Raw genomic sequence first — 22,600 nt, forward strand, 5'->3', positions numbered from 1 at the left:
GACATATCTGCGCCATCTGGTTTTTTTTATTTAGGAAAATATCTTTCATAAAATAAATTTAATATGTACTCTATTTTTTCTTTAGGTGTTTTAATGTTAAGCAATATTTTCTTATCGATTTGAATTTTTAAATATTGATCAAAGAATGATTTTAAATCAAAATTAGGTGACGAATTAATGAAAAGCATTATTTGTGATGTCAAAATATATTCTAATGCTGTTTTGGTATCTTTTATTCTTAATTGTGTTAGTTTTTGTTTTTGAATGAAATTAATATATCCTTGAAATATATTTTGAGTTTTTATGATTTCTTCATAAAGGATTGAGTTGTCATTTATAATTTCTAATGGTGATAATTCTTTCAAGGCAGAAGTAAAAGATTTATATGGAGCAGTTTTTATTAGAGATATTTTTTCCGCAACGTGCATTCCGTAACACGTTGCAAGATTTAGATGTAAATTATTTTTGCTTAATTTGTTGATTTCAATAAGACAATTTTCTAAATCTGTCCATTTTAGAGTTTCTAAATTGGAAAATTGTATTTCTTCATTTCCACCGTGTGCTTCAATATGTAGTATTGTTTCATATTCATCGGATATTTTTTTTTGAAGAATATTTAAAGTTTCCAAAAATTCTTTTGTTGAATTGACAAAATAGTATTCAGATTGAATTTCAAGATTGAAAAATTTTATGTATCTAACGATGATGTCATAATAAAGTTCTTTACCTGTTAATTTTTCATCAGCAGGAATACTTTCTATTATAAAAATTCTTTTTATCATTTAGTTATTATATTATTGAATTCCTCTGTTCTGCGTTAAAATTACGGCTACCTTTCTTACAGTTGAAACAAACCTTAGTATATATAACCCGATTGATAGCGAAAAGACGAAATAAATCCGCTATCGGGGCTATAAATAAAATAGTTAAATTGTTAAAAAGCCCGAACTCCTCTTACGTAGGGTGTACCTCCCTTACCAAAGGGCACGGCGTCACCACTTAAGAAGTTTAAGTATAACGCAACATTCGCAGATAGCTCAGTACTGCTCCAATAACCATCTTCACTTGAAATTAGCATATTTCCGCCAGCACGTAGACCTTTTTGTACACTATAACGGTTATAATACAATAGTCCTAATTCATCAATACTTGGTAGATACCAACCTGAACCTAACGATGCTATATATGTTGCCGCCGGGCTTCCTGTCATTAAAGTTGTGTTATATGCGCCATCTTCGGTACGGTTTGCATTTACTAAAGTACTTGATGTTTGCCAAGCGGCTGTGCTTACTTCGGTAAGTGCAACGATAAGCCCGTGTTCTAAACCATCGCTACCTTTGTACAGGTAATAAATTATACCGCCATCTTTAGCTTCGCCAAGATAGTGAGTAAAACCACCAACACCGGCGTTTGTGCCAGCTGCCCCAGTTGCTCCAGTCAAACCAATCGGACCTTGTAATCCAGTAGCTCCAACACTACCTGCTGCGCCAGTTAAACCAATTGGACCTTGGGGTCCTGTTGCACCTATTAAACCAATTGGACCCTGAGGACCGGTTGCTCCAGTTGCTCCAGTTAAACCAATGGGACCTTGTTGTCCTGTTGCACCAGTTGCTCCTGGTGTGCCATTCGCGCTAAATAGTGAATAAGGCACACTCATTAGTTCATTTGTACCATCTATAGTGTACGCAGTTCCACCTGTAGGGTCAGTTTCAGTTTTAATAAAATAAGGTCCAGCTGCCCAATTAATTGCAGAAAATGTTCCAGTAACAACATTTCCTATTCCAATTTCTAAACTTACTAAACCATTAGCATTGGTACTTGCTGTTTGAATTTCGCTATAGGCAACAGTACCTGTTGGCGTGCCTTGCAAAATACTTATTTTCATACCAACGGTAGTTGATGTTATTAATGCATTACTACTGTTGCGAATTACGGCTTGGTAACTCATTTTTTGTGGGGCTTGGGCAAATACACTTGCCGCTGCTAAAAGGCCTACTACAATTAAATAAAATTTTGCTTTCATAATTTTTAGTTTTTAATGATTTTAAATGTTTTTAGTTCTTTGTTATTGTTGGTTACTTTTAAAAAATAGGTGGCAGCAGGTAAATTTTCCATACCAATTGTTTCGCTACTGCTTGTTATTTTACGGCTTTCAATTAATTTTCCGCTAAAGTCGTGAAGTTGAAAATTCAAAGTTGAAAGTTCAGCGTTACCAACATTAAGTGTTAAATAATTGGTAGTTGGATTGGGGTACGCTGTTAATTTTAAATTAATAGAATGATTATCGATACCCAACACAATAGAAATTTCATAGGGTTGCTGCACACCTTGTGCTACTGAACCTGTGGGTCCTATGGTAGTGGAATAAACAATTTGCCCCACCGAATAAGCAACGGTTCCTCCGCTACCAGCGGCATTACCGCCCGTTGCGATTGTTGCTTGTTGTGCTTGTGCTATTAGCCCGAAGCCTAACAACAGAACACTTAATATTACTTTTTTGTTTTTCATTTTTTTGTTTTAATTGTTGTTTTGTTAAAATATACTTTTTTTGTCAGTGTAGTTTATGTTTGCACGATCTTTACAATGAGGCATAACGGCTGCTGTCATAAGTACTTTATACGAATTCAGCGATATCTTCAATTGTTACTAACCCTTCTACTTTTTCATTTTGTTTCCCATTTTCTGTTATGAAAAGAACATCTAAATTTCGTTTTTCATTTTTGATTTGATTTTTAAATTTATTAAATGCTTCAAAAACATTAGTTTTCTTAGAAATGAATTTGTAATTATGCTTAAATTCAATATGAGTAATTAAATCTGAAACTTTTGATTCTACGCTAATAATATTTCCATTTTCTTCTAACTTTGAAAAAAGCCAACGTGAAATGGTATTCGTATTTATAAGTTCTATAAGTACACCATTTTCATAAACTGGAAATTGAGAAAATGATTTTTCATTCATTTCATTAAGAATATAATTTAAATAATCATTGTTTTGAGCACCCAAAACCTCAAATTTAAACTTCGGAAATACTAAAGGCGGATTTGTAATTAATTGATATATTTCTTTAATTCTATTAACTGCAAAATCACTTGGTTTTGCAATATAATCACCATTTTTTTTAGGTTCGTGAGAAAGTATATTGCGCAAATTTGAAAATGAATATAAATCTTCTTGAAATCTAGAAATTAAAGAATTTTTAGATAATTCAGAAACTTTACTTTTGAAGCTTTTCTCTTCGGAGAAATTTCCAATTTTATTTATATGTTTTTCAATTAATTTGAAATTTTCGATAAATTCGCTTGTTTGCATAATTTCGGTTTAGTATTTCTGCTGATTTTTATATGCACTCTACCTTATAGGGCATAAATCCCTTACATCAGCTATATTAACAAAGGTCTACTTCGCTTTATTTATTTCCCAAATATATAAAATAATCGCCACGAATTTTAAAAAACTAGCGCACAACTTACTACCTATTACAACAAAAAATAAAAATGTATTCAAAATAATATTTTGTAAGAAAAAATTATTATTTTTGAAAAAGAAAGGAGCACGACGAAGCACGTTCAAAATCTTGTAAGTCAGCGAGAAGCCTCCAAGAAATTCAGAAAGTTTCCCGCTTAGAGCGAGAAGCCTCCAAGAAGTTCAGAAAGTTTCCCGCTCAGAGCGAGAGGCTAAATAGAAACTCAGAAAGTTTCCCGCTCAGAGCGAGAAGCCTCCAAGAAGTTCAGAAAGTTTCCCGCTCAGAGCGAGAAGCCTCCAAGAAGTTCAGAAAGTTTCCCGCTCAGAGCGAGAGCCCTCCAAGAAGTTCTTGGCGATAGTACGAAATCCTAAATTGTATATAAAATGAAAAAACCAAAATTGTACCCCTTAGATTTGTTTCGTCTGCGCCAAGACGAAGCAGCTGCTTTTGTATCACGGTTTGAAACCGATTATATTGCATTGAACCTCGACAGCAGCAGCGAACCCGACTTTAATTTGATTTTGCAAAAAATGCTGGATCAGTTGCCTACTTACATTTTAGCCGTCAACCAAATGCAGGCACAAGCCGAGAGCAAAGCCATTGCAGCACTCGATAAAGCGAGAGATATAAAAATAGGTACGTTTCGCAAAGCCTTAGCTGTTTTTGAAAATAGTGATGTAGCTCCCGAAAAAGCAGCCCACAGCTTGCTGAAACTGGTTTCTAATAACTATAGAAACGTTGCCAAAGAAAACTTTGAAACCGAAAGTCTTAATTTGACTAAATTTATTGCCGATTTGCGCAACCCCACTCACCTGCCCGCCCTGCAATTGCTTGTCTTAGGAAATCACGTCAACAATATGGAAACGGCTAACGAAAGTTTTAAAACTACATTTTCTACCCGCTCTAACACCGTAAATACTACTGTGGTCTACGATGCTAAAAAATTGAACAAAGACATTCTAGATGCCTATAAAAAACTGTCTAATTACATCTTGACGATGGTGTCTATAAAAGACGTGCCGTTCTATAATGCCCTTTTTGATATGAACAACAACATCCGTCAATATTATGCCACAATAATTGCCCGTCGTGGCGACGACGGTTCAGATATACCTGCGGGAGTTTAGATTTTAGATTGCAGATTTTAGATTGCAGAGTTTAAAAGTTTAAGGTTGTTTAAAATTGTTTAAAGTTTAATACGAATCAAAAAAAACGTTGTCTTTGGATGGCGTTTTTTTTTTGGCTCAATCGCTTTGGTTTTGAAGGCAAACTATAATGCTTATTTGTTGTATGATTTCCATTTATACCGTATAACTTCGATTATGGCTTAGAAAATTAATCGTTTTAAGAAATCGACTGAGATTTTTTCAATAATTAATTGTGGTTTGCATTTTAAATGGTATTTTGCACTACCAGAAAACGCAATTCATTCCAAATAAAAATGATTCAAGATATATCCTTGGGATTACTCCAAACCTACAAAGAGAAAATCAATTCTTATGACGAAGTGCTTGACCAAAACGGTGATGTAAAACCCTACTGGCAAGGACTTTTTGATACTTTAGAATCTATTGGCATTCATGAATTGAAATTGCGTAACGAGGAAATAATAAAAAAATTAAAAGAAAACGGAGTTACTTATAACGTTTATGATTCGAATAAAGAATCGAATCGCGCTTGGAAATTAGACCCAATTCCGTTTCTAATTCACGAATCAGAATGGAAAACCATTGAAAAAGGCTTGCAACAAAGAGCTCTATTATTGGATTTGATTTTGAAAGACCTTTATGGCCCGCAATTATTAATTAAAAATGCTATTATTCCTGCCGAATTGGTTTTTGATAATTCAGGTTTTCTATTGCCTTGTTTTGATATTAAACAAAAATCGGACAAGCAGTTGCTCAATTATGCAGTTGATTTGGCTCGTGGCCCTGACGGAAAAATGTGGCTTTTAGATAATCGAACGCAGTCACCATCGGGATCAGGATATGCGCTAGAGAATAGAATCGTAATGAGTAAAGTATTTCCTGAACTCAATAAAAAAATCTACCGAAAAAGGCTTTCCCCCTATTTTAGTCAGCTGCAACAAACGGTTGATACCATAGGAAACAATACGAATGAAAATCCTAATGTCGTTTTCTTGACTCCTGGTCCGGGAAATGAAACTTATTTTGAACACGTCTATCTTTCTTCTTATTTAGGGTATACTTTGGTTCAAGGCAATGACTTATTGGTGCGCGATGGTTTTGTTTGGCTCAAATCGATTGACCAACTCGAACGTGTGGATGTCATTATCAAACGATTAGACGACAATTGGTGTGACCCATTGGAACTCAGAAGAGATTCTTTACTGGGAATTCCAGGTTTATTGCAAGTGATACGTTTGGGCAATATTTCGGTCATAAATCCTCCCGGAACCAGTATTTTAGAAAATTATGGTCTGATGGCTTTTATGCAAAATGCCTGTAAGTTTTTATTAAATGAATCTTTGTTAATACCTTCTATTGCCACTTGGTGGTGTGGTCAAACCAAAGAATTACATTTTGTTTTAGAGAATTTGCCTAAACTAATCATAAAAAAAACCAATCGAAAACAAGATTTTAGATCTATTTATGGTCGTTTATTAAACGAAATAGAACTTGAAGATTTGAAAAACCTGATTCTCAAAAGTCCGAAAGATTTTGTTGCCCAGGAAGAGGTGAGTTTATCTACAACTCCCTCTTTTATTAATGGAGTAATTGAGCCACGGTTTGCTGCTCTTCGCGCCTTTTTGGTTGCAGATGGTGAGGATTATAAAGTAATGCAAGGAGGCTTAACTCGAAGCTCTACTATTAAAGATAAGTTTGAAATATCCAACCGTTTCGGTGGCATATCCAAAGACACTTGGATCATTTCAGATGTACCTATCGCCTATCAAGAGCAAACTGTTGACCGAAAATTCGCCATCAATAAGCTCAAAAACTCCTTAACAAGTAGAAATGCCGAAAACTTATTTTGGGTGGGACGCCTTTGCGAAAGAACAATGGCATTGCGTAGTTTTCTGAAAATTATTCTGAATAGATTGAACGAAAACGTAACAAAACAAGGAAATAAGCAGCCGGATTTCTTGGTTGTTTTATTAAAATCATTGACGCATCTCACACAAACCTATCCTGGATTTGTAGGCAAAGAACCTAAGGATGGAGAGGTATTTGACAACGATGCTATTTTTGAAGACCCCATTGCAGAGTTGCTTCTTTTGATTAATGACACAAAAAAAATAGGTTCTGTTGTTTATAACATTCAATCGCTTCTCAACACCATCAACCAAGTGAGCGAAAAATGGAATCACGATACCCGACGCATCATTAATTTAGTGGAGGACAGCCTTTTTGCACTTAAAAATACGAATACTAACAATATTAATTCTGTAAATCACGGCTTAGACAAACTGCACATTCGTCTTTTTTCATTTTACGGCAATATCTACGAAACATTACCGCGTGATAATGGTTTTTATTTATTGGAAACAGGTAAAAATGTAGAGCGAATTTTATCGTTACTATCGGTTTTACGTTCGACTTTGAATTTCAAAAAAACCGAAGAGGAAGAAGCACTTTTGATGGAAGCCATTTTAGAAAATCATCATTTATTAGCACAATATCGAAATATTTACAAATCACATTTGAGTTTGAAAGCCTTGGTCAATATGGTTTTTTTAGAAAAAAACTTACCGTACACACTTTCCTTTTTGCTGGATACGCTTTCCTATTATCTCTCGAAACTGCCTAAAACCAATGATCCAAATCGATTGAGTATTGCCGAAAAATCAGTTCTGGAAGCGAGCACAATTGTAAAAATAATAGATGCTGACCATTTAATACAAGTCGATGAAGAAACGCAATTTCGCCCTGCATTAGACGAGACGCTCTCTAAAGTTTTTGAACATATTTGTAATGTTTCTAATAATTTATCGAGTTTGTATTTTAACCATTCTATAATGCAACATTCCGTTTTTGATACCCTTGAAAATATCGATACTGATGAAATATAAATTAAAACATCAAACATTGTATACCTATGTAAATGTGGTACATATTTACCAAAGTATCTTGTGCTTGCAACCTCGGAATTCTGCTAAACAAATATGTAGTAATTTCAAATTAGAGATTGAGCCAAAACCTTCCAAAATTTATTCAAGAACTGACTATTTTGGAAATATTCAACACTATTTTTCGCTGCACGAATCGCATAAATCATTAAAAGTAACTGTTTCTAGCGAAGTCGAAATATTGCATAATTTTGTGCAGCCTTTAAATCCAATTACTTGCGAGGAAGCCAGAATAAAATTCAAAACGGATCACGATATAAAAATCGAAGTTTTACAATACCTGCTTCCGAGTCAATTCATCAGTTGGGATGATGACATTAAAGAATTTGCCGAAACTTGTTTGCTTCCCGACACTTCTCTTTTTGAAGCTGTTTTGGATTTAATAAAAAAAATATATACCGAATTTCAATTTAAATCGGGTGCAACCAATGTCAATACACCACTAAAAACAGTACTTAAGGAACGAAAAGGCGTTTGCCAAGATTTCTCTCATTTAGCAATTGCGAGTATGCGAAGTGTTGGAATTCCTGCCAAATATGTTAGCGGTTATATCGAAACTTTACCTCCAAAAGACAAACCCAAACTAGAAGGTTCTGATGCTTCACACGCTTGGATTTCAGTTTATATTCCAGAAATGGGCTGGTGTGAATTTGACCCTACCAACAATATGATTCCGCAACAACGCCATATTGTAACGGCTTACGGAAGAGATTTCGCCGATGTTTCGCCATTAAAAGGAATTATTTTCAGTTCTGGAGAACATAAAGTGAAAGTGGAAGTGGATGTGATACCTTTGTTTTAAAACAATAAATTTATAACATTTTATAAAAATGATATAAACGTGACCGTTAATAAAATATAGACCTTCGTGCGCAAGTTCTAAAGTACCGCATTAAATTATTTAAAAAATAAAATCATTAAAAAACATCCCCTTTTAACGGCCAGAAAAGCTTCTGTTATCGCTATAGATACAGCGAACGCATTGTTTGCAGAAATCATACAATCCGGAATTCCTTTTGGTTATCAACAGGCTAATTGTCATAATATTTCGCATTATATTAGTACACTACTAGAATCTAAAGGGTATAGATCTGGCAAAATTTGGGCGTTTGCGCCAGTTGTCTATTCGATGAATAGTTCTCGATTAATTACTTTCGCCGACAAAAAAGATATTTCACCGACGGGGAAAATAGATTGGGGCTATCACGTTGCTCCTATTCTTCAGGTTCGAATAGGAAATAAAGTGCGAAAAATGGTTATTGATCCGGGACTATTTCCAAAAAGTATCGTACGGTATCGAACTTGGTTAGCAAAACTCAAAACCCGAAAACTAATTTATTTAATTATGGACTCTGAATGGTATTTGTACAATTCCTCGATGATTCCCAATTCGCAAATTCAATACAACTCGAATGGCTATTCCAATAGGATTCAACCCAATGTCCAGTTACCCGATTGGTTTTCGGACAAGCTGATCACTGATTTTTTTAAATATGAAGAAGAGGCATTAGAACAGCATTGGATAGAAAAAGGATTGGCTGTAAATGAAACCGCAATGGCCTTTTATAATGCTGAGATCAAACCCATTCTTCATAGCAAAAGAGACCTCGATTTGCTTATTGATTATAAAATGTTAGTTGGAAATGTCTTCAATTTCGAAACGATTTTCAGGGACAACAATTGGAATTATGAAATGGACAATAATTTTCAATTCAAACATCAAAATATCATTGCCAAATACCGAGAAATCTACTTCTCAAATCTCGACAAATGGCAAGAATCTTTGGCGTCGTTGCACGAGATTATTCGTAATAATGCTAAAAAATAATACCACGAGTTTTGATTAAAATTATGTCTTCAAAAATAAATCAGGCATTTTATAACAAGATAAAGAGTAGACCAACTTTGTAAAAAAATGTACATTTTACTCAAAACTACATTCTTTCTGGAACCTCAATTCCCAATAATTGGAAAGCTAATGCTATGGTTTGGGCTACTTTTTTAGAAAGTTGTACTCTGAATATTTTTTTATCTACATTTTCCTCCCCTAAAATAGAAACGGCTTGGTAGAACGAATTGTAATCCCGAACCAAATCGTAAGTATAGTTAGCTATCAACGCTGGGCTATGATTTTGAGCTGCATTCTGAATCACCTCTGCGAATAATTCGAGTTGTTTAATTAGTTCTTTCTCCTTTTCGTGCAACACATTTATGCTGGTTGGAGAAGTAAAATCAAAATTGGCTTTTCGCAAAATCGACTGGATTCTAGCATAGGTATATTGAATGAAAGAACCTGTGTTTCCCGAGAAATCTACCGATTCGGCTGGGTCAAAAAGGATTCTTTTTTTAGGATCGACTTTCAAAATGTAATATTTCAAAGCACCAAGACCAATAGTTTTATACAACTTCAATTTTTCCTCTGCTGAATAGACTTCAAGCTTCCCTAAATCTTCCGAAATTTTTTGAGCTGTATCGGTCATTTCTTGCATCAAATCATCTGCATCGACAACGGTTCCTTCTCTTGATTTCATTTTTCCTGATGGCAAATCGACCATCCCATAAGATAAATGGTATAGATTTTTAGACCAATCGAAACCTAGTTTTTTCAATATCAAAAACAACACTTTGAAGTGATAATCCTGCTCATTTCCTACGGTGTAAACCATTCCGCCAACGTCTGGAAAATCTTTCACACGCTGAATGGCTGTTCCAATATCCTGAGTCATATAAACTGCTGTTCCGTCCGAGCGCAATACGATTTTTCTATCTAAACCTTCATCGGTCAAATCAATCCAAACCGAACCATCAGGATCTTTTTCGAAAACGCCTTTTTCTAAACCTATTTGAACCACATCTTTTCCCAACAAATACGTATTGCTTTCGTAATAATATTGATCAAAATCTACGCCCAAATTTTTATAGGTTATGGCAAAACCATCATAAACCCATTGGTTCATTGTTTTCCAAAGTGCGATCACTTCTGCATCTCCTGCTTCCCACTTCAAAAGCATTTCTTGAGCTTCGAGAATAATTGGCGCTTGTTTTTTAGCTTCTTCTTCGGTTTTTCCTTCGGCCATTAATTGGCTAATTTCTTCTTTGTAGGCTTTGTCGAAAGATACATAATAATTTCCCACCAATTTATCACCCTTTAATCCTGTTGATTCTGGAGTTTCCCCTTTACCAAATTTTTTCCAAGCCAACATCGATTTGCAAATATGAATTCCTCGGTCGTTGATGATTTGCGTTTTATACACTTTTTTGCCAGAAGCTTTGATGATTTCGGCAACAGAATAACCCAATAAATTATTTCGAACGTGACCTAAATGCAAAGGTTTATTAGTATTTGGTGAAGAATATTCAACCATAACTGCGGTATCATCTGGATTTGGAGTTACGAATCCGTATTTTTCTTCATTTCGAATTTCGTTGAAAAAATTCAAATAATATTCGTCGGAAATCACAATATTCAAAAAACCAGAAACGACGTTAAAACGGCTCACTTCGGGAATATTTTCGACCAAATAGTTTCCTATTTTGTTTCCTAATTCTACGGGACTACTTTTTATAACTTTCAATAAAGGGAAAATTACCATTGTAATATCGCCTTCAAATTCCTTGCGCGTGCTTTGAAATTCGACTTTATCAATGTTGACACTAAATAGTGTAAAGACAGCTTTTTCAATAGAAGGAGTAAGAATTTGCAATAGGGTCATTTTATGTCTTAATTTTTAAGGATGCAAATATAGGGATTTCAGTATAAAATTGTTTGTAGTTCAAGGTGAAATATTTTAAAACTAAAACCGTTTAACATCATATTAGTGTGATCAAAAAAAATTAAAATTAATCTTACTTTTCATTCGTAGTTGAATGCTAAATTTAATATATTGAGTATTTTGTCGATAGATTAGCCATTTTGTCGATAAATTTATATTTTTGTAACAATTAAGAATTCAAAAAATGAAAAACAGCATTTTACTACTCTTGCTACTATTTTGGGTCAGTTGTTTTTCACAGGCAATAAAAGTTGATACTGGGATCTATACTATACCACAATTAGTTACAGATGTTTTAGTTAATAGAACATGTGTTCCTGTATCAAACATTACTTGGAGGACAGGAACAAATTTTGGTTCTACCAATGGAATAGGCCATTTTGATAATGTAAATCCCTTATTTCCATTCACAAGTGGTGTAATTCTAAGTACGGGAAATGTAGAAAATTCCGTGGGACCAAACACAACTGATCTCAATGAGGGATCATCCGATTGGATAGGCGATACCGATTTAGAAGCTACACTTCTTGCAGCGGGAATAAATATGAAGTCAACCAATGCCACGGTTTTAGAGTTCGATTTTGTGCCTTCTTCTTCAAATTTTGATTTCAATTTTGTATTTGCGTCTGAAGAATATGGTAATTTTCAATGTCAATTTTCAGATGCATTTGCCTTCCTATTGACTAATACAACGACAGGGGTTACCACCAATCTAGCAGTTATTCCTAACAGTAGCATTCCTATTTCAGTAGTTACCATTAGGGATGCATTGTATAATTCTTCCTGTTCTTCAGAAAATTTAGAATTTTTTGGCGCATTTAATGGGGGTTCCAACGCGGAGACATCGGCTACAAACTTCAATGGTCAAAGTGTTACTATGAGTGCTTCCTCCAATAGTCTAATTCCCAATACGACATATCACATCAAACTTGTAATTGCTGATAGAGATGACAGTAAATCGGATTCAGCGATATTTTTGGGGGCAAATAGTTTCAATGTGGGGCAAAATGTGCTGGGACCCGATTTGACAATATTAGACAATACAGCCATCTGTGATCAGGGTTCGCACACGCTTGTTTCTGGGTTAAATCCAGCTATTTATTCATTTGCTTGGACGTTTAACGGAAGTTCCATAGGAGGAAACACACCTGATTTAGTAGTGACCGAACCCGGAATTTATGGACTTACCTATACTATAACCGCTACTTCTTGTATAGTAACTACCGATTTCATCACCATAGAATATTTCGAACCGATTACAACTGCTGAACCGTTTGATTTATATCGTTGCAATTCGGGAAGTGCAAGTTACACTTATGATTTATCCTTCAATGACTCAATTGTCAATATTCCTGATCCAAAAATTAGTTATCACTCTTCAGCTAACGAGGCCATTTTGGGTACAAATCCTTTACCCATCAATTATAATGTAAATAAAGCAAATTTACCTATAAAAATTTGGATACGAATAGAAGATTTAACCTCAAAATGTGTCGTAACAAAAACCATTCAATTAGGGCTTACTGCCGCTCCAATAGCTTATAAGTCGTTTGATATTATTTTATGTGAAAACATAAAAGGAGCTAATTCTGCTGATTTTACTAGTGACTTGCAAACACAAACGGCTTCTATATTGAAAGGACAGTCACCATTAATTTATAATGTTTCTTATTATTCTACTATAAATGATGCTAATTCAAGAGCTAATCCAATAGACCTATCTGTTCCATTTACATCTGGAAATACAACCATTTTTGCAAGGGTTGAAACTACCACAGAACCAACTTGTTACCGAACAACTGATTTTAAACTTGTCGTACTTCCGGCACCTACGATTGACCAAATTCAAAATCAATACGTCTGTATCAGTTATACTTTACCACAACTGATTAATCCGGGAAATTATTATTCCGGGCCAAATCAGGGTCTACCAATGCTAAACGCGGGAGATGTAATAATAAAAGACCAAACTATATATATTTTTAATGCAACTTCCGGAACACCAAGTTGTTCTTCTGAAAATAGTTTCAGGGTAAAAATAGTTAAACCTGCTGATTTAAACCCAATCGATGTTGAATCATGCGATGAATACATACTACCTTCTACAACATATGGAAGACGTTATTTTTCATTACCTGGTGGTCCTAGCGGCGGTGGCATCGAATTTCCAGCAGGATCAAAAATTATTAGTCCGGGAACAACCACAGTTTACACCTATTTTGAGACAGTAACAAAAGATTGTGTTTTGAAAGGTAAATTTGATGTCACAATTTATGAAACCCCAATTGTATTGCCCATTGCCAATGTTTTTGAATGCTTATCCTACACTTTACCCACGTTAGCAGTTGGAGATTATTATACTTTAGATGAACTTAACAATAAATTTATACCCGCAGTTTCCCCAATAACAGTAACTACAACACTTTATGTTTTTGCAGTTAATGGAACTTGTAGGTCGTTCCCTATAAGAATATTCACCGTTTATATAAAATCTTTGGGGTTCTCCGATATAAAGGAATGTCTTTCTTACGATTTGCTTCCATCACCCGTCGGAGAATTTCGCGATGCACCAAACGGCGGCGGCAATCTTATTCCGCCTGGACTTATTACAAAAACTACAAAAATATATACTTATATTTCTGGTGCTGCCTGTCCAACAGATGTTTTCACAATTACCATCGATGGCCCATTTCTTACTACACCTACAGATGAAATCGCTTGCAACAGTTTCCTACTTCCACCTCAACAAGAAGGAGGTAAATACTATACTTTACCCGGAGGAACAACTACTAGCGAAAATATAGAATTATTACCGAATGTAGACAGAATAATAGCAAGCACAACCGTTTATATATTCAAACCATCTGCTACGGAAATTGGCTGTTTTAATGAAAAACCATGGCTCATTACTATTATTCAAAAACCAAAAATTGCCTCTAGATCAAATGTAGAACAATGCGATTCATATGTACTAAGTCCACTAGAAAACGGCGCATATTATGACGATTCTAATGGTATTAACCCATTAGCTGCAGGAACTTCTATAAGCAAAAACAACAGAATTTATATTTATGCTGTTAATCCAGATTTCCCTAGATGTGTTAATGAAAATTTTTTCGATATTACCATAAATGGTGTTGGTGCAGATGCCGTACCTAAACAATTATCCTATTGTGACAGTTTTACTTTTCCACCCTTACCAACGCCAAAAAATTTTTATTATGATGCTCCGGGAGGACCTTTAGGTTCCGGAAAAATCATACCAGTAGGAACTACTGTAACAGCGGCAACTGTTCTGCCAAATTATTACATTTATGTCGAAACAAGCAATAGATTAAATTGCAGCGATGACCTTCCCTTTAGCATTTCCATTACCCCTAGACCAATTGCAAATACTGTAAGTCCAATTATAGCATGCGATGATTTTGGCCCAAACGATGGTGTTTTTCAATTTGATTTGAACAGCTTAGCCATTAGAAATGAAGTGTTACTGGGACAAATTCCAGATACTAACTTTACATTAACATTTTTCAGTTCGTTAGCTGATGCCAATGATCCAAATGCAGTTCCTATTGCCAATCCTTCGTCTTATCAAAATGACAATCCCTACTCTGATAGTGTTTGGATTAAAGTTTCAAATAATACTTCAACTGTCGCTTGTTTTGATGTTGTCGAATTAAAATTGATAGTATACCCAATACCCACTATTCAATTACTTCCCGAATATTTTATTTGTGAAGACTATTTAACAGGTACTTTACTAAATCCAGCAACCTTAAATAGTGGAATTCCAAGCAAAAATTATCTATTCGATTGGACAAAAGATGGTGTTTCTTATGGTGGTAACACACCCTCAATTACAACCTCTGAGGTTGGTAATTATGTACTTACAGCTACAAACACCGTAACATTATGCTCAAAAACAGCTCAGACTAAAGTTATTAAATATAACCCTTACGCAGAAGTTACCTATAGTGACGCTTTTGTTTATCCCACTTTTATTACAATAAATATTTTAGGTTCTGGATCTGGAAATTATGAATATCAACTAGATGATTTTCCGTTTCAAGACAGTTTTCAATTTAATAATGTGGGACCTGGTGAACATATTATTAATGTTAGAGATAAGGACGGACATTGCAATCCACCACCTTTAAATGCTATAATCATTAATTATCCGAAATTTTTCACCCCAAACGGAGATGGTTACAATGAACAGTGGAATATTCCACATTTGCTTTCCACAAATCCAAATGCACCGATATTTATTTTTGACCGATATGGCAAATTCTTAAAAGAAATATCTCCTTCAACTGCCGGTTGGAACGGATTATTTAATGGACAACCGCTACCATCTTCTGATTATTGGTTTACTGTAGATTATAATGAAAAAGGAACTTCAAAAGTTTTCAAATCTCATTTTAGTTTGAAGAGGTAAAAAAGCAGTTGGCAGTTGACAGTTGGCAGTTTGCAGCGTGAGAAGTTAGAAGTTAGAAGTTAACGAAAAACGAAAATATCCTTGGAAATCAAGAAGTTTTCATTTTTTTTCATAGCTGTTTATCATTCTTAATCTAATATCTAAAATCTAAAATCTGAAATCTAATTTACCACCTGATAATAGCACTGCCCCAAGTAAAACCGCTTCCAAAAGCAGCCAAAACGACTAGGTCACCCGGCTTAATTTTTCCTTGCTCCCAAGCCTCTGTCAAAGCAATTGGAATCGAAGCGGCAGTTGTATTACCGTATTTTTGAATATTATTGAATACTTGGTCGTCTGTCAATTGGAATTTCTTCTGGATAAACTGTGAAATTCTCAAATTTGCTTGATGTGGAATGAGCATATTAATATCTGAAACTTGTAAATCATTAGCTTCCAAACCTTCGTTGATTACTTCGGCGAAACGAACTACAGCATTCTTAAACACAAATTGACCGTTCATATAACCAAAGTAGCTGTCATCTTCCGGATCATTATCAGCTAGAATATCGGTTACCCAACGACCACCCATTCCTGGAGCTTTTACGAATAATTCTTCGGCATGTTGCCCTTCAGAATGCAAATGTGTGGAAAGAATTCCCTTGGATAAATCTTCTTCTCGGCTCAAAACTGCCGCTCCTGCTCCATCACCAAAAATCACCGAAACGCCTCGACCTCGATTCGTCATATCCAATCCTGTAGATTGCAATTCGGAACCAATAACGAGAATATTTTTGTACATACCCGTTTTGATGTATTGATCTGCAACCGAAATGGCATACACAAAACCCGAACATTGATTTCTTACATCTAAAGCGCCAACGTTTCTCAAGCCTAAATCCCTTTGCACTAAAACACCTGGACCTGGAAAATAATAATCAGGACTTAATGTGGCAAAAATTACAAAATCGATGTTCTCATAAGGAATTCCAGAACGCTCGATAGCTATTTTAGCAGCTTTTACTCCCATTGTCGTAGTGGTATCACTTCCCCTAATGATGTGTCTTCTTTCTTGAATTCCAGTTCGTTCCTGAATCCATTCATCATTCGTGTCCATTATTTTGGACAAATCATCGTTAGTTACTACATTGTCAGGAACATAATATCCCAAACCCGTTATTTTTGAATGGTACATATACTAGTATTTTAATAAAATTTAGATAGTAATTTTAAGAATCTTCTAAAAATTAGCACAATGTATGAATAATTTTAAAATCTTCAATTTTTTTCAAACTTCATTGATAAAATTTCAATTTTTTAAAATTACGATATTAAAGTATCCTATTTGTAAAACTAATTATTTTTGCTTTTACTGAGACCTCCTAGCTGCCCGTAAAGTGCTCTATTAAATTTATCACAAATAAAAAACATCTTGACAATTGTAAACTTAAAAATGGGCTTTAAAAAATAACTAACCAGTTTTCTTTTTACAATTTACTGATATAACTTCCGTATAAATCTTTGAACTGATAGCCTTCAGAAACTCGGTCTTTACTCAGTTTTTTGTATTCAACCAATCCCCAAAGGATAAATTCTTTCATAAAATAGCTGTCTTCCGCGGCTAATTGTGGTTGGTATTTTTTGATTAAAATAGCTAAAGGAGCAACTTCGTCCAGAATGGTTTTATAGTCCTCATCTGAAACTTCATCTAATAATTCGAAACCGCTTTCAGTAAAAAACCATTCCAAAATATCGGAATAAGGTGTTTTTTGGTCTTGCTTTTCGAGTTTTTCAATTTTTGGAAAATACGCTGGAAAGAAAGTATGAATCGCATCACCAATTAAATGTTGAGCTACAATAGCTGCTCCTTCCTGCTCTCCTTCGTAAACTAATTCTACTTTTCCAGTAATGGAAGGAATAATTCCCATAAAATCGGACAATCTCAAGGTGGTTTTATCAACACCTGATTTCAGGGCACGTCGTTCGGCAGTGCTCAATAAATTTTCGAAAGCCGTAATACTCAATCTCGCACTTACGCCACTTTTGTTGTCTATAAATTCACTATCTCTAGCTTCAAAACTGATTTGTTCTAACAAATCTCTGGCTAACGATGGAACGTAAACTAAGTCACTTTGTGCAACATCCAATTTGGCTTCTTGCTCTGTAATGGTTCGTGCAATTTTGATGGTTTCAGGATAATGCGTTAGGATTTGGGAACCAATTCTATCTTTTAATGGTGTTACAATGCTACCACGATTGGTATAATCTTCGGGATTTGCCGTGAAAATAAATTGCAAATCGAGAGGCATTCTGATTTTAAAACCACGGATTTGAATGTCGCCTTCCTGTAAAATATTGAACAGAGCTACTTGGATTCTAGCTTGAAGATCAGGTAATTCATTTATAACAAAAATACAACGATTCGCTCTGGGAATCATTCCAAAGTGAATCACGCGATCATCGGCATACGATAGTTTTAAATTTGCTGCTTTTATCGGATCGACATCGCCAATTAAATCGGCAACGGTAACATCTGGCGTAGCGAGTTTCTCGAAAAAACGTTCGCTTCGATGCAACCAAGATATGGGTGTTTCATCACCTTTTTCGGCAATCAAATCTTTGGCAAAACGAGAAATTGGATTTAAAGGATCGTCATTAATTTCGGAACCTGTCACAAACGGAATGTATTCGTCTAATAGTTCAATCATTTTTCGTGCTAACCTCGTTTTAGCTTGACCACGAAGTCCTAATAAATTAATGTTGTGACGGGACAAAATAGCACGTTCCAATTCGGGAATTACGGTATTTTCGAATCCGTGAACACCTTCGAACGTAGGTTGTCCTGACTTGATTTTTTCTCTCAAGTTATGACGCAATTCGTCCTTGATGTTTTTGCTTTGGTATCCTGATTTCTTTAATTCTCCTAGAGTGTTTATGTTCTTCATTGATAGTTGTTTATAGCTTGTTGTTTATCGTTTATGGTTAATTGCAATTGATGTTGCTACTGAAATTGATATTGTTTATTTCATTTTGCGTTAGGGATAGAAGTGGAAATCCTTTTTTAAGGCTTTTCGCCGAAAAAAGATTGAAACGAATAGCCCGACCAGTCATTGCGAGGCACGAAGCAAACTGGTAACGCCCAAAATTTATTTAATTCTCTTTTTACGATTGGTTTCATAGTCTTCGAAAATCATTTCGCCCAAACCTTTTAATCCAGTGTAGAACGCTTTTCCTTGATTGGCTTCGGTAAAACGATTCACGAATTGCTGCAAATATGGGTCTTTGGCAATCATAAAAGTCGTAATGGGAATGTGCAGTTTTCTTGCTTGCTGAGCTTCACTATAGCATTTATCTACAATATATTCGTCGAGACCGTTGCTATTCATATAATAGGTACCATCTTTTTCGCGAACGCAACTCGGTTTTCCGTCGGTAATCATAAAAATTTGCTTGTTGGTGTTGCGCTTGCGACGGAGTAAATCCATTGCCAATTGCAGACCTGCAACAGTATTGGTATGATAAGGACCAACTTTTAAATACGGTAAATCACGTATCGCAATTGTCCAAGCATCGTTCCCGAAAACCAGGATATCCAAAGTATCTTTTGGATAACGAGTCGTGATTAATTCGGCTAAAGCCATTGCCACTTTTTTTGCGGGTGTGATTCGGTCTTCGCCATACAATATCATACTGTGGCTGATGTCGATCATCAAAACAGTACTCATTTGCGATTTGTATTGGGTTTCTTCGACCACCAAATCATTTTCCGTGAGCATAAAATCGGCCACTCCGTTATTGATTTGGGCGTTGCGTAAACTCTCGGTCAGCGAAATGCGTTCCAATCCGTCGCCAAAATGAAATTCTCTAAATTCACCTGTGTGTTCATCACCATTTCCGGCTTGTTTGGTTTTGTGATTTCCTGTTCCTGAACGCTTTAGATTCCCAAAAATGTTATCCAAAGCTTGTTGGCGAATCGCTCTTTCGGTTTTGGCAGTAATACCAATTCCTGAAGTTCCATCGTCTTTGAGTTCTTCTCGAATGTATCCTTTTTTCTTTAAATCTTCGATAAAATCATCGATGGTATAGGATGAATCTGTTAGTTTGTATTCCTTATCCAACTCACGAAGCCAATCGATAGCTTCATCAAAATCGCCAGAAGTATGTGTGATTAGTTCCTTGAAAATCGCAAAGAGCTTATCGAACGGAGACTGAAATGGTGCTTCGTAGGTCTTGAAATAAAATCCTTTTTTGATAGTGTTCTTCATATTTTTTAAAATTACATTATTTTAAAAAGAACCAATGCCAAACATATATTAATTTTTAGTTAAAAGGGGATGATTGGTGATTTTAGATTGCAGAATTTTAAAATCCACAACTTACCATTTACTAACATCAAATCTTAAATCGTTAATCATCATTCGAAAATCTTTCAATCATAGGTTCCATCCACATAAAACCAAGTTCCATTTTCTTGTTTGAAAGTTGAAAATTCGTGATGAATTTGGTTTCGTCTATTATCATCTATAAAATAAGCTTTAAACTCGACGGTGTTTTCGGTAGCAGTAATAATTTCTAGTTTTTGCAATTCATTGGCTGTAGCCCATTTCAAAATATCAGCTTTAGCATAGTATTTACGCTGTGAAATATGAGTCGTATTGAACAAATAATTCGCTTGATGTGTGCAATAAGAAGCATATCTTGATTTCATCAATGCCAAAGCTGTTGGCGCTTTTTGTGTCCCATCGATGTATTTTTGACAACACTCTTGAAAAGGAATTGCCGATCCACAAAAACAAAAAGAGGAATTATTCACCTTCTGGGTTTATCTTTTGAAATAGTTGATTGAGCAAAACTTGGTATTTACTGATTTCTCTTAAGTCTTCATCTTCATCGGTATGATCTAAAAAATCATCGAGTTTATCACTAACTTCCAATAATTTATTGTTAGCTGATTTATGGTCTTTGGCAGCAATTAAATCAATAATTTCTTGAACACCGTTTTTTAATCCTTCAAATTCACTCTTCTCCATAATTAGTTATTTTCTTCTGCTTTATCCTCATTGAATTTTTTCACGATTAAATTCAACTTTTCTTTTCGCAGAACTTTGGCAGCTTTTACTTTGTCTTGCTCTTTGTGCAACTTATCGTTGTGTTTCTTGATATTTCTTTCGTTGTTTCTTCCCATTATAATTCTCTTTTTATTTCTTCCAATGCTTTATTGGTGTAAATCAGTTGTTCAATTATTACTTTTCTTAAGTCTTCAATATCCGTGTAATCATAATATTTCGCCCAAGAAGTCAAGGCGAATAAATTCCTGATTTGCTTGATTTTTTTAGCGGTTTCAAAACTCGTTCTCAATATCGGTTTCGAATCGTAATTGGGATTGTTTTTATGTTGGTAATTAACCATTTTTTTGATGTAATTAACTTCTATATAATACAATTCTTCTTCAGCATTATCGGGATAAAATGAATCCCAAGATGCGTAACCAATTTTAAATTTAGACTCAGTTTCCGGCTCTAATGGTTCCAATCGCCATTTGCTGTTGGCCAATCTTCCCCAATGATTTGACAAGCGGTACATTCCAGCTTGGGTATAGAAATATTGACTTCCGGATTTGCTATCGTATTGTACTTTCAGGTCTTTAATCTCATCGGGAAGCACTTCTTGAAAAACACAAAAAGTGTTTTTAAAAGATTTAGGACTTGGTCGAAATGATATTTCCATTGTACAAAGATAATCAGAAAGTCCAAAACTGTGCAATTACAATATTATTTGATTAATTTTGTGTTTTCAAATTTCATTAACCAAATTGATTATGACTAAATCTTCACAAGAAAAAATGCTGCAAAAAGGAGTTTACACCGGAATAATGGAACAAGACGAAAATAATAATTTTTTTTGCGGTGAATACTTATTAGATTATAAAATGGCTATGGCCAATCATAAACTTGGTGACTGGATTACTATTAAATCGGTTATTGAAAATCCAAGTGACATTAACTATAATAAATATCCTAAAAAGTCTAAAAATTTCGACAAAGCCAATAACAAGCCACAACAATAGTGACTAAACTTAATTGTCTTGGTTTCAAAAATCAATTTATATAATTCTGTATAAATGTTTTTCAGGTCAAAAATTGAAAACATAAAAAAAAGTGTACCTTTGCAAAAAATTTCAAATTTTGAAGCCTTATTTTATTGGTTTCATTGTAAAAAATAGCTAGTTACCTTTTTATGAAAAAAATAGTTGAATACAGAAAGCTACTCAATGTAGAGAAAAACGTAGAATTAAAAGACCTAAAAACCATTTATCGTAATGCGATGAAAGACGCGCATCCTGATAAATTTCAAGGTGACGATGCCGGTTTGAAAGAAGCTGAAGAAAATAGTAAAAAAATTATTGAAGCCTATCACTTTTTGGTCAGTATTAATCCAGAAACAATAAAACTAAACTTACCGGAATACACAGAGACGATTTCAACTTCAACGATCACAGATTACAAATTTGTAGAAGGCAGGTTGATTATTAATTTCTCAAACGGTAGTGTTTATGAATACATTAGCGTTCCTAAAGCCACTTATGTAAAAATGGTCAATGCCGATTCGCCTACTAGATTTGCAAAAAGACACATACTTAATGCTTTTACTTGGAGAAAGACAATTAATCAAGATTAGTATTTTCCGATAGATATATAAAAACACTCCTTTCTAGACTGCCCCCAAAAAGTTAGACACTATTTGGGGGTATTTTTATGGAAAGAAAAGTCAAGTATGATTATGCATTTAAGCTTGAATGCGTAAAATTAATTTTAGAAAAACATTACTCTTGTAATTATGTTTCTACACAAAA

Annotated in this window: 19 protein-coding genes; 7 read left to right on the forward strand and 12 right to left on the reverse strand. The window is 34.7% G+C overall.

The window, feature by feature from the left end; genetic code table 11:
* Positions 1-26: 26 nt before the first annotated feature.
* The 4 genes from RMO83_RS11550 to RMO83_RS11565 form a co-directional block, all read right to left on the reverse strand.
* The gene (locus RMO83_RS11550) at positions 27-782 is read right to left on the reverse strand and encodes a hypothetical protein (protein WP_310559849.1); all 756 of its coding nucleotides are present in this window, start codon (positions 780-782) and stop codon (positions 27-29) included.
* Positions 783-934: 152 nt separating this feature from the next.
* Positions 935-2,023, reverse strand: coding sequence for a hypothetical protein (locus RMO83_RS11555; RefSeq protein WP_310559850.1), 1,089 nt, complete (start codon positions 2,021-2,023; stop codon positions 935-937).
* 5 nt (positions 2,024-2,028) lie between these two features.
* Positions 2,029-2,508, reverse strand: a complete 480-nt coding sequence (locus RMO83_RS11560) for a T9SS type A sorting domain-containing protein (protein WP_310559851.1) — start codon at positions 2,506-2,508, stop codon at positions 2,029-2,031.
* Positions 2,509-2,614: 106 nt separating this feature from the next.
* Positions 2,615-3,313, reverse strand: coding sequence for a CBS domain-containing protein (locus RMO83_RS11565; RefSeq protein WP_310559852.1), 699 nt, complete (start codon positions 3,311-3,313; stop codon positions 2,615-2,617).
* Between the two features lie 537 nt (positions 3,314-3,850).
* On the opposite strand from RMO83_RS11565, the gene RMO83_RS11570 reads away from it, so the two are divergent.
* The 4 genes from RMO83_RS11570 (at position 3,851) to RMO83_RS11585 (ending at position 9,385) form a co-directional block, all read left to right on the forward strand.
* Positions 3,851-4,594 (forward strand): DUF6261 family protein, encoded by a 744-nt coding sequence (locus RMO83_RS11570; RefSeq protein ID WP_310559853.1) that lies wholly within the window; start codon positions 3,851-3,853, stop codon positions 4,592-4,594.
* Between the two features lie 314 nt (positions 4,595-4,908).
* The gene (locus tag RMO83_RS11575) at positions 4,909-7,500 is read left to right on the forward strand and encodes a circularly permuted type 2 ATP-grasp protein (protein WP_310559854.1); all 2,592 of its coding nucleotides are present in this window, start codon (positions 4,909-4,911) and stop codon (positions 7,498-7,500) included.
* Positions 7,490-8,359: a transglutaminase family protein gene (locus RMO83_RS11580; protein WP_310559855.1), complete on the forward strand. Its 870-nt coding sequence runs from the start codon at positions 7,490-7,492 to the stop codon at positions 8,357-8,359. Before RMO83_RS11575 ends, RMO83_RS11580 begins: the two co-directional genes overlap by 11 nt.
* A 180-nt stretch (positions 8,360-8,539) precedes the next feature.
* Complete coding sequence (locus RMO83_RS11585; RefSeq protein WP_310559856.1) at positions 8,540-9,385, forward strand: protein-glutamine glutaminase family protein; 846 nt, start codon at positions 8,540-8,542, stop codon at positions 9,383-9,385.
* 106 nt (positions 9,386-9,491) lie between these two features.
* Here the strand turns inward: RMO83_RS11585 and argS are convergent, their stop codons facing one another.
* Entirely contained in the window at positions 9,492-11,270 is a 1,779-nt protein-coding gene (argS, locus tag RMO83_RS11590; protein ID WP_310559857.1) for an arginine--tRNA ligase, read from the reverse strand.
* 244 nt (positions 11,271-11,514) lie between these two features.
* Between argS and RMO83_RS11595 the strand changes: the two genes are divergently transcribed.
* Positions 11,515-15,768 carry a choice-of-anchor L domain-containing protein gene (locus RMO83_RS11595; RefSeq protein WP_310559858.1) on the forward strand — a complete coding sequence of 1,418 codons (4,254 nt, stop codon included), beginning with the start codon at positions 11,515-11,517 and terminating at the stop codon, positions 15,766-15,768.
* Between the two features lie 166 nt (positions 15,769-15,934).
* On the opposite strand, the gene RMO83_RS11600 is transcribed toward RMO83_RS11595, so the two are convergent.
* From RMO83_RS11600 to RMO83_RS11630, 7 genes are all read right to left on the reverse strand, one after another.
* Positions 15,935-16,942 carry a beta-ketoacyl-ACP synthase III gene (locus tag RMO83_RS11600; RefSeq protein WP_310559859.1) on the reverse strand — a complete coding sequence of 336 codons (1,008 nt, stop codon included), beginning with the start codon at positions 16,940-16,942 and terminating at the stop codon, positions 15,935-15,937.
* Positions 16,943-17,234: 292 nt separating this feature from the next.
* On the reverse strand, positions 17,235-18,692 hold the full coding sequence (locus RMO83_RS11605; protein ID WP_310559860.1) for an AAA family ATPase: 1,458 nt from the start codon (positions 18,690-18,692) through the stop codon (positions 17,235-17,237).
* 201 nt (positions 18,693-18,893) lie between these two features.
* A complete protein-coding gene (locus tag RMO83_RS11610) occupies positions 18,894-20,012 on the reverse strand; it encodes a VWA domain-containing protein (RefSeq protein ID WP_310559861.1) in 1,119 nt (372 codons plus the stop codon).
* 164 nt (positions 20,013-20,176) lie between these two features.
* Complete coding sequence (locus tag RMO83_RS11615) at positions 20,177-20,560, reverse strand: YchJ family metal-binding protein (RefSeq protein ID WP_310559862.1); 384 nt, start codon at positions 20,558-20,560, stop codon at positions 20,177-20,179.
* Entirely contained in the window at positions 20,553-20,777 is a 225-nt protein-coding gene (locus tag RMO83_RS11620; protein ID WP_310559863.1) for a hypothetical protein, read from the reverse strand. Before RMO83_RS11620 ends, RMO83_RS11615 begins: the two co-directional genes overlap by 8 nt.
* 2 nt (positions 20,778-20,779) lie before the next feature.
* Entirely contained in the window at positions 20,780-20,932 is a 153-nt protein-coding gene (locus RMO83_RS11625; RefSeq protein WP_310559864.1) for a hypothetical protein, read from the reverse strand.
* On the reverse strand, positions 20,932-21,474 hold the full coding sequence (locus tag RMO83_RS11630) for a hypothetical protein (protein WP_310559865.1): 543 nt from the start codon (positions 21,472-21,474) through the stop codon (positions 20,932-20,934). The genes RMO83_RS11625 and RMO83_RS11630 overlap by 1 nt, the downstream gene beginning before the upstream one ends.
* A gap of 91 nt (positions 21,475-21,565) precedes the next feature.
* Between RMO83_RS11630 and RMO83_RS11635 the strand changes: the two genes are divergently transcribed.
* Both RMO83_RS11635 and RMO83_RS11640 read left to right on the forward strand, forming a co-directional pair.
* Positions 21,566-21,814, forward strand: a complete 249-nt coding sequence (locus RMO83_RS11635) for a hypothetical protein (RefSeq protein WP_310559866.1) — start codon at positions 21,566-21,568, stop codon at positions 21,812-21,814.
* 170 nt (positions 21,815-21,984) lie between these two features.
* Complete coding sequence (locus RMO83_RS11640; RefSeq protein WP_310559867.1) at positions 21,985-22,425, forward strand: KTSC domain-containing protein; 441 nt, start codon at positions 21,985-21,987, stop codon at positions 22,423-22,425.
* Positions 22,426-22,600 lie beyond the last annotated feature (175 nt).

The organism is Flavobacterium sp. (assembly GCF_031423415.1).
Taxonomy (GTDB): Bacteria; Bacteroidota; Bacteroidia; order Flavobacteriales; family Flavobacteriaceae; genus Flavobacterium.

Excerpts from the sequence above, each read along its gene's own strand:
- RMO83_RS11575 (WP_310559854.1), top strand. The coding sequence starts at position 4,909 with ATGATTCAAGATATATCCTTGGGATTACTCCAAACCTACAAAGAGAAA.
- RMO83_RS11625 (WP_310559864.1), bottom strand. The coding sequence starts at position 20,932 with ATGGGAAGAAACAACGAAAGAAATATCAAGAAACACAACGATAAGTTG.
- RMO83_RS11560 (WP_310559851.1), bottom strand. The coding sequence starts at position 2,508 with ATGAAAAACAAAAAAGTAATATTAAGTGTTCTGTTGTTAGGCTTCGGG.
- RMO83_RS11635 (WP_310559866.1), top strand. The coding sequence starts at position 21,566 with ATGACTAAATCTTCACAAGAAAAAATGCTGCAAAAAGGAGTTTACACC.
- RMO83_RS11620 (WP_310559863.1), bottom strand. The coding sequence starts at position 20,777 with ATGGAGAAGAGTGAATTTGAAGGATTAAAAAACGGTGTTCAAGAAATT.
- RMO83_RS11595 (WP_310559858.1), top strand. The coding sequence starts at position 11,515 with ATGAAAAACAGCATTTTACTACTCTTGCTACTATTTTGGGTCAGTTGT.
- RMO83_RS11640 (WP_310559867.1), top strand. The coding sequence starts at position 21,985 with ATGAAAAAAATAGTTGAATACAGAAAGCTACTCAATGTAGAGAAAAAC.
- RMO83_RS11610 (WP_310559861.1), bottom strand. The coding sequence starts at position 20,012 with ATGAAGAACACTATCAAAAAAGGATTTTATTTCAAGACCTACGAAGCA.
- RMO83_RS11580 (WP_310559855.1), top strand. The coding sequence starts at position 7,490 with ATGAAATATAAATTAAAACATCAAACATTGTATACCTATGTAAATGTG.
- RMO83_RS11550 (WP_310559849.1), bottom strand. The coding sequence starts at position 782 with ATGATAAAAAGAATTTTTATAATAGAAAGTATTCCTGCTGATGAAAAA.
- RMO83_RS11605 (WP_310559860.1), bottom strand. The coding sequence starts at position 18,692 with ATGAAGAACATAAACACTCTAGGAGAATTAAAGAAATCAGGATACCAA.
- RMO83_RS11600 (WP_310559859.1), bottom strand. The coding sequence starts at position 16,942 with ATGTACCATTCAAAAATAACGGGTTTGGGATATTATGTTCCTGACAAT.
- RMO83_RS11570 (WP_310559853.1), top strand. The coding sequence starts at position 3,851 with ATGAAAAAACCAAAATTGTACCCCTTAGATTTGTTTCGTCTGCGCCAA.
- argS (WP_310559857.1), bottom strand. The coding sequence starts at position 11,270 with ATGACCCTATTGCAAATTCTTACTCCTTCTATTGAAAAAGCTGTCTTT.
- RMO83_RS11565 (WP_310559852.1), bottom strand. The coding sequence starts at position 3,313 with ATGCAAACAAGCGAATTTATCGAAAATTTCAAATTAATTGAAAAACAT.
- RMO83_RS11630 (WP_310559865.1), bottom strand. The coding sequence starts at position 21,474 with ATGGAAATATCATTTCGACCAAGTCCTAAATCTTTTAAAAACACTTTT.
- RMO83_RS11555 (WP_310559850.1), bottom strand. The coding sequence starts at position 2,023 with ATGAAAGCAAAATTTTATTTAATTGTAGTAGGCCTTTTAGCAGCGGCA.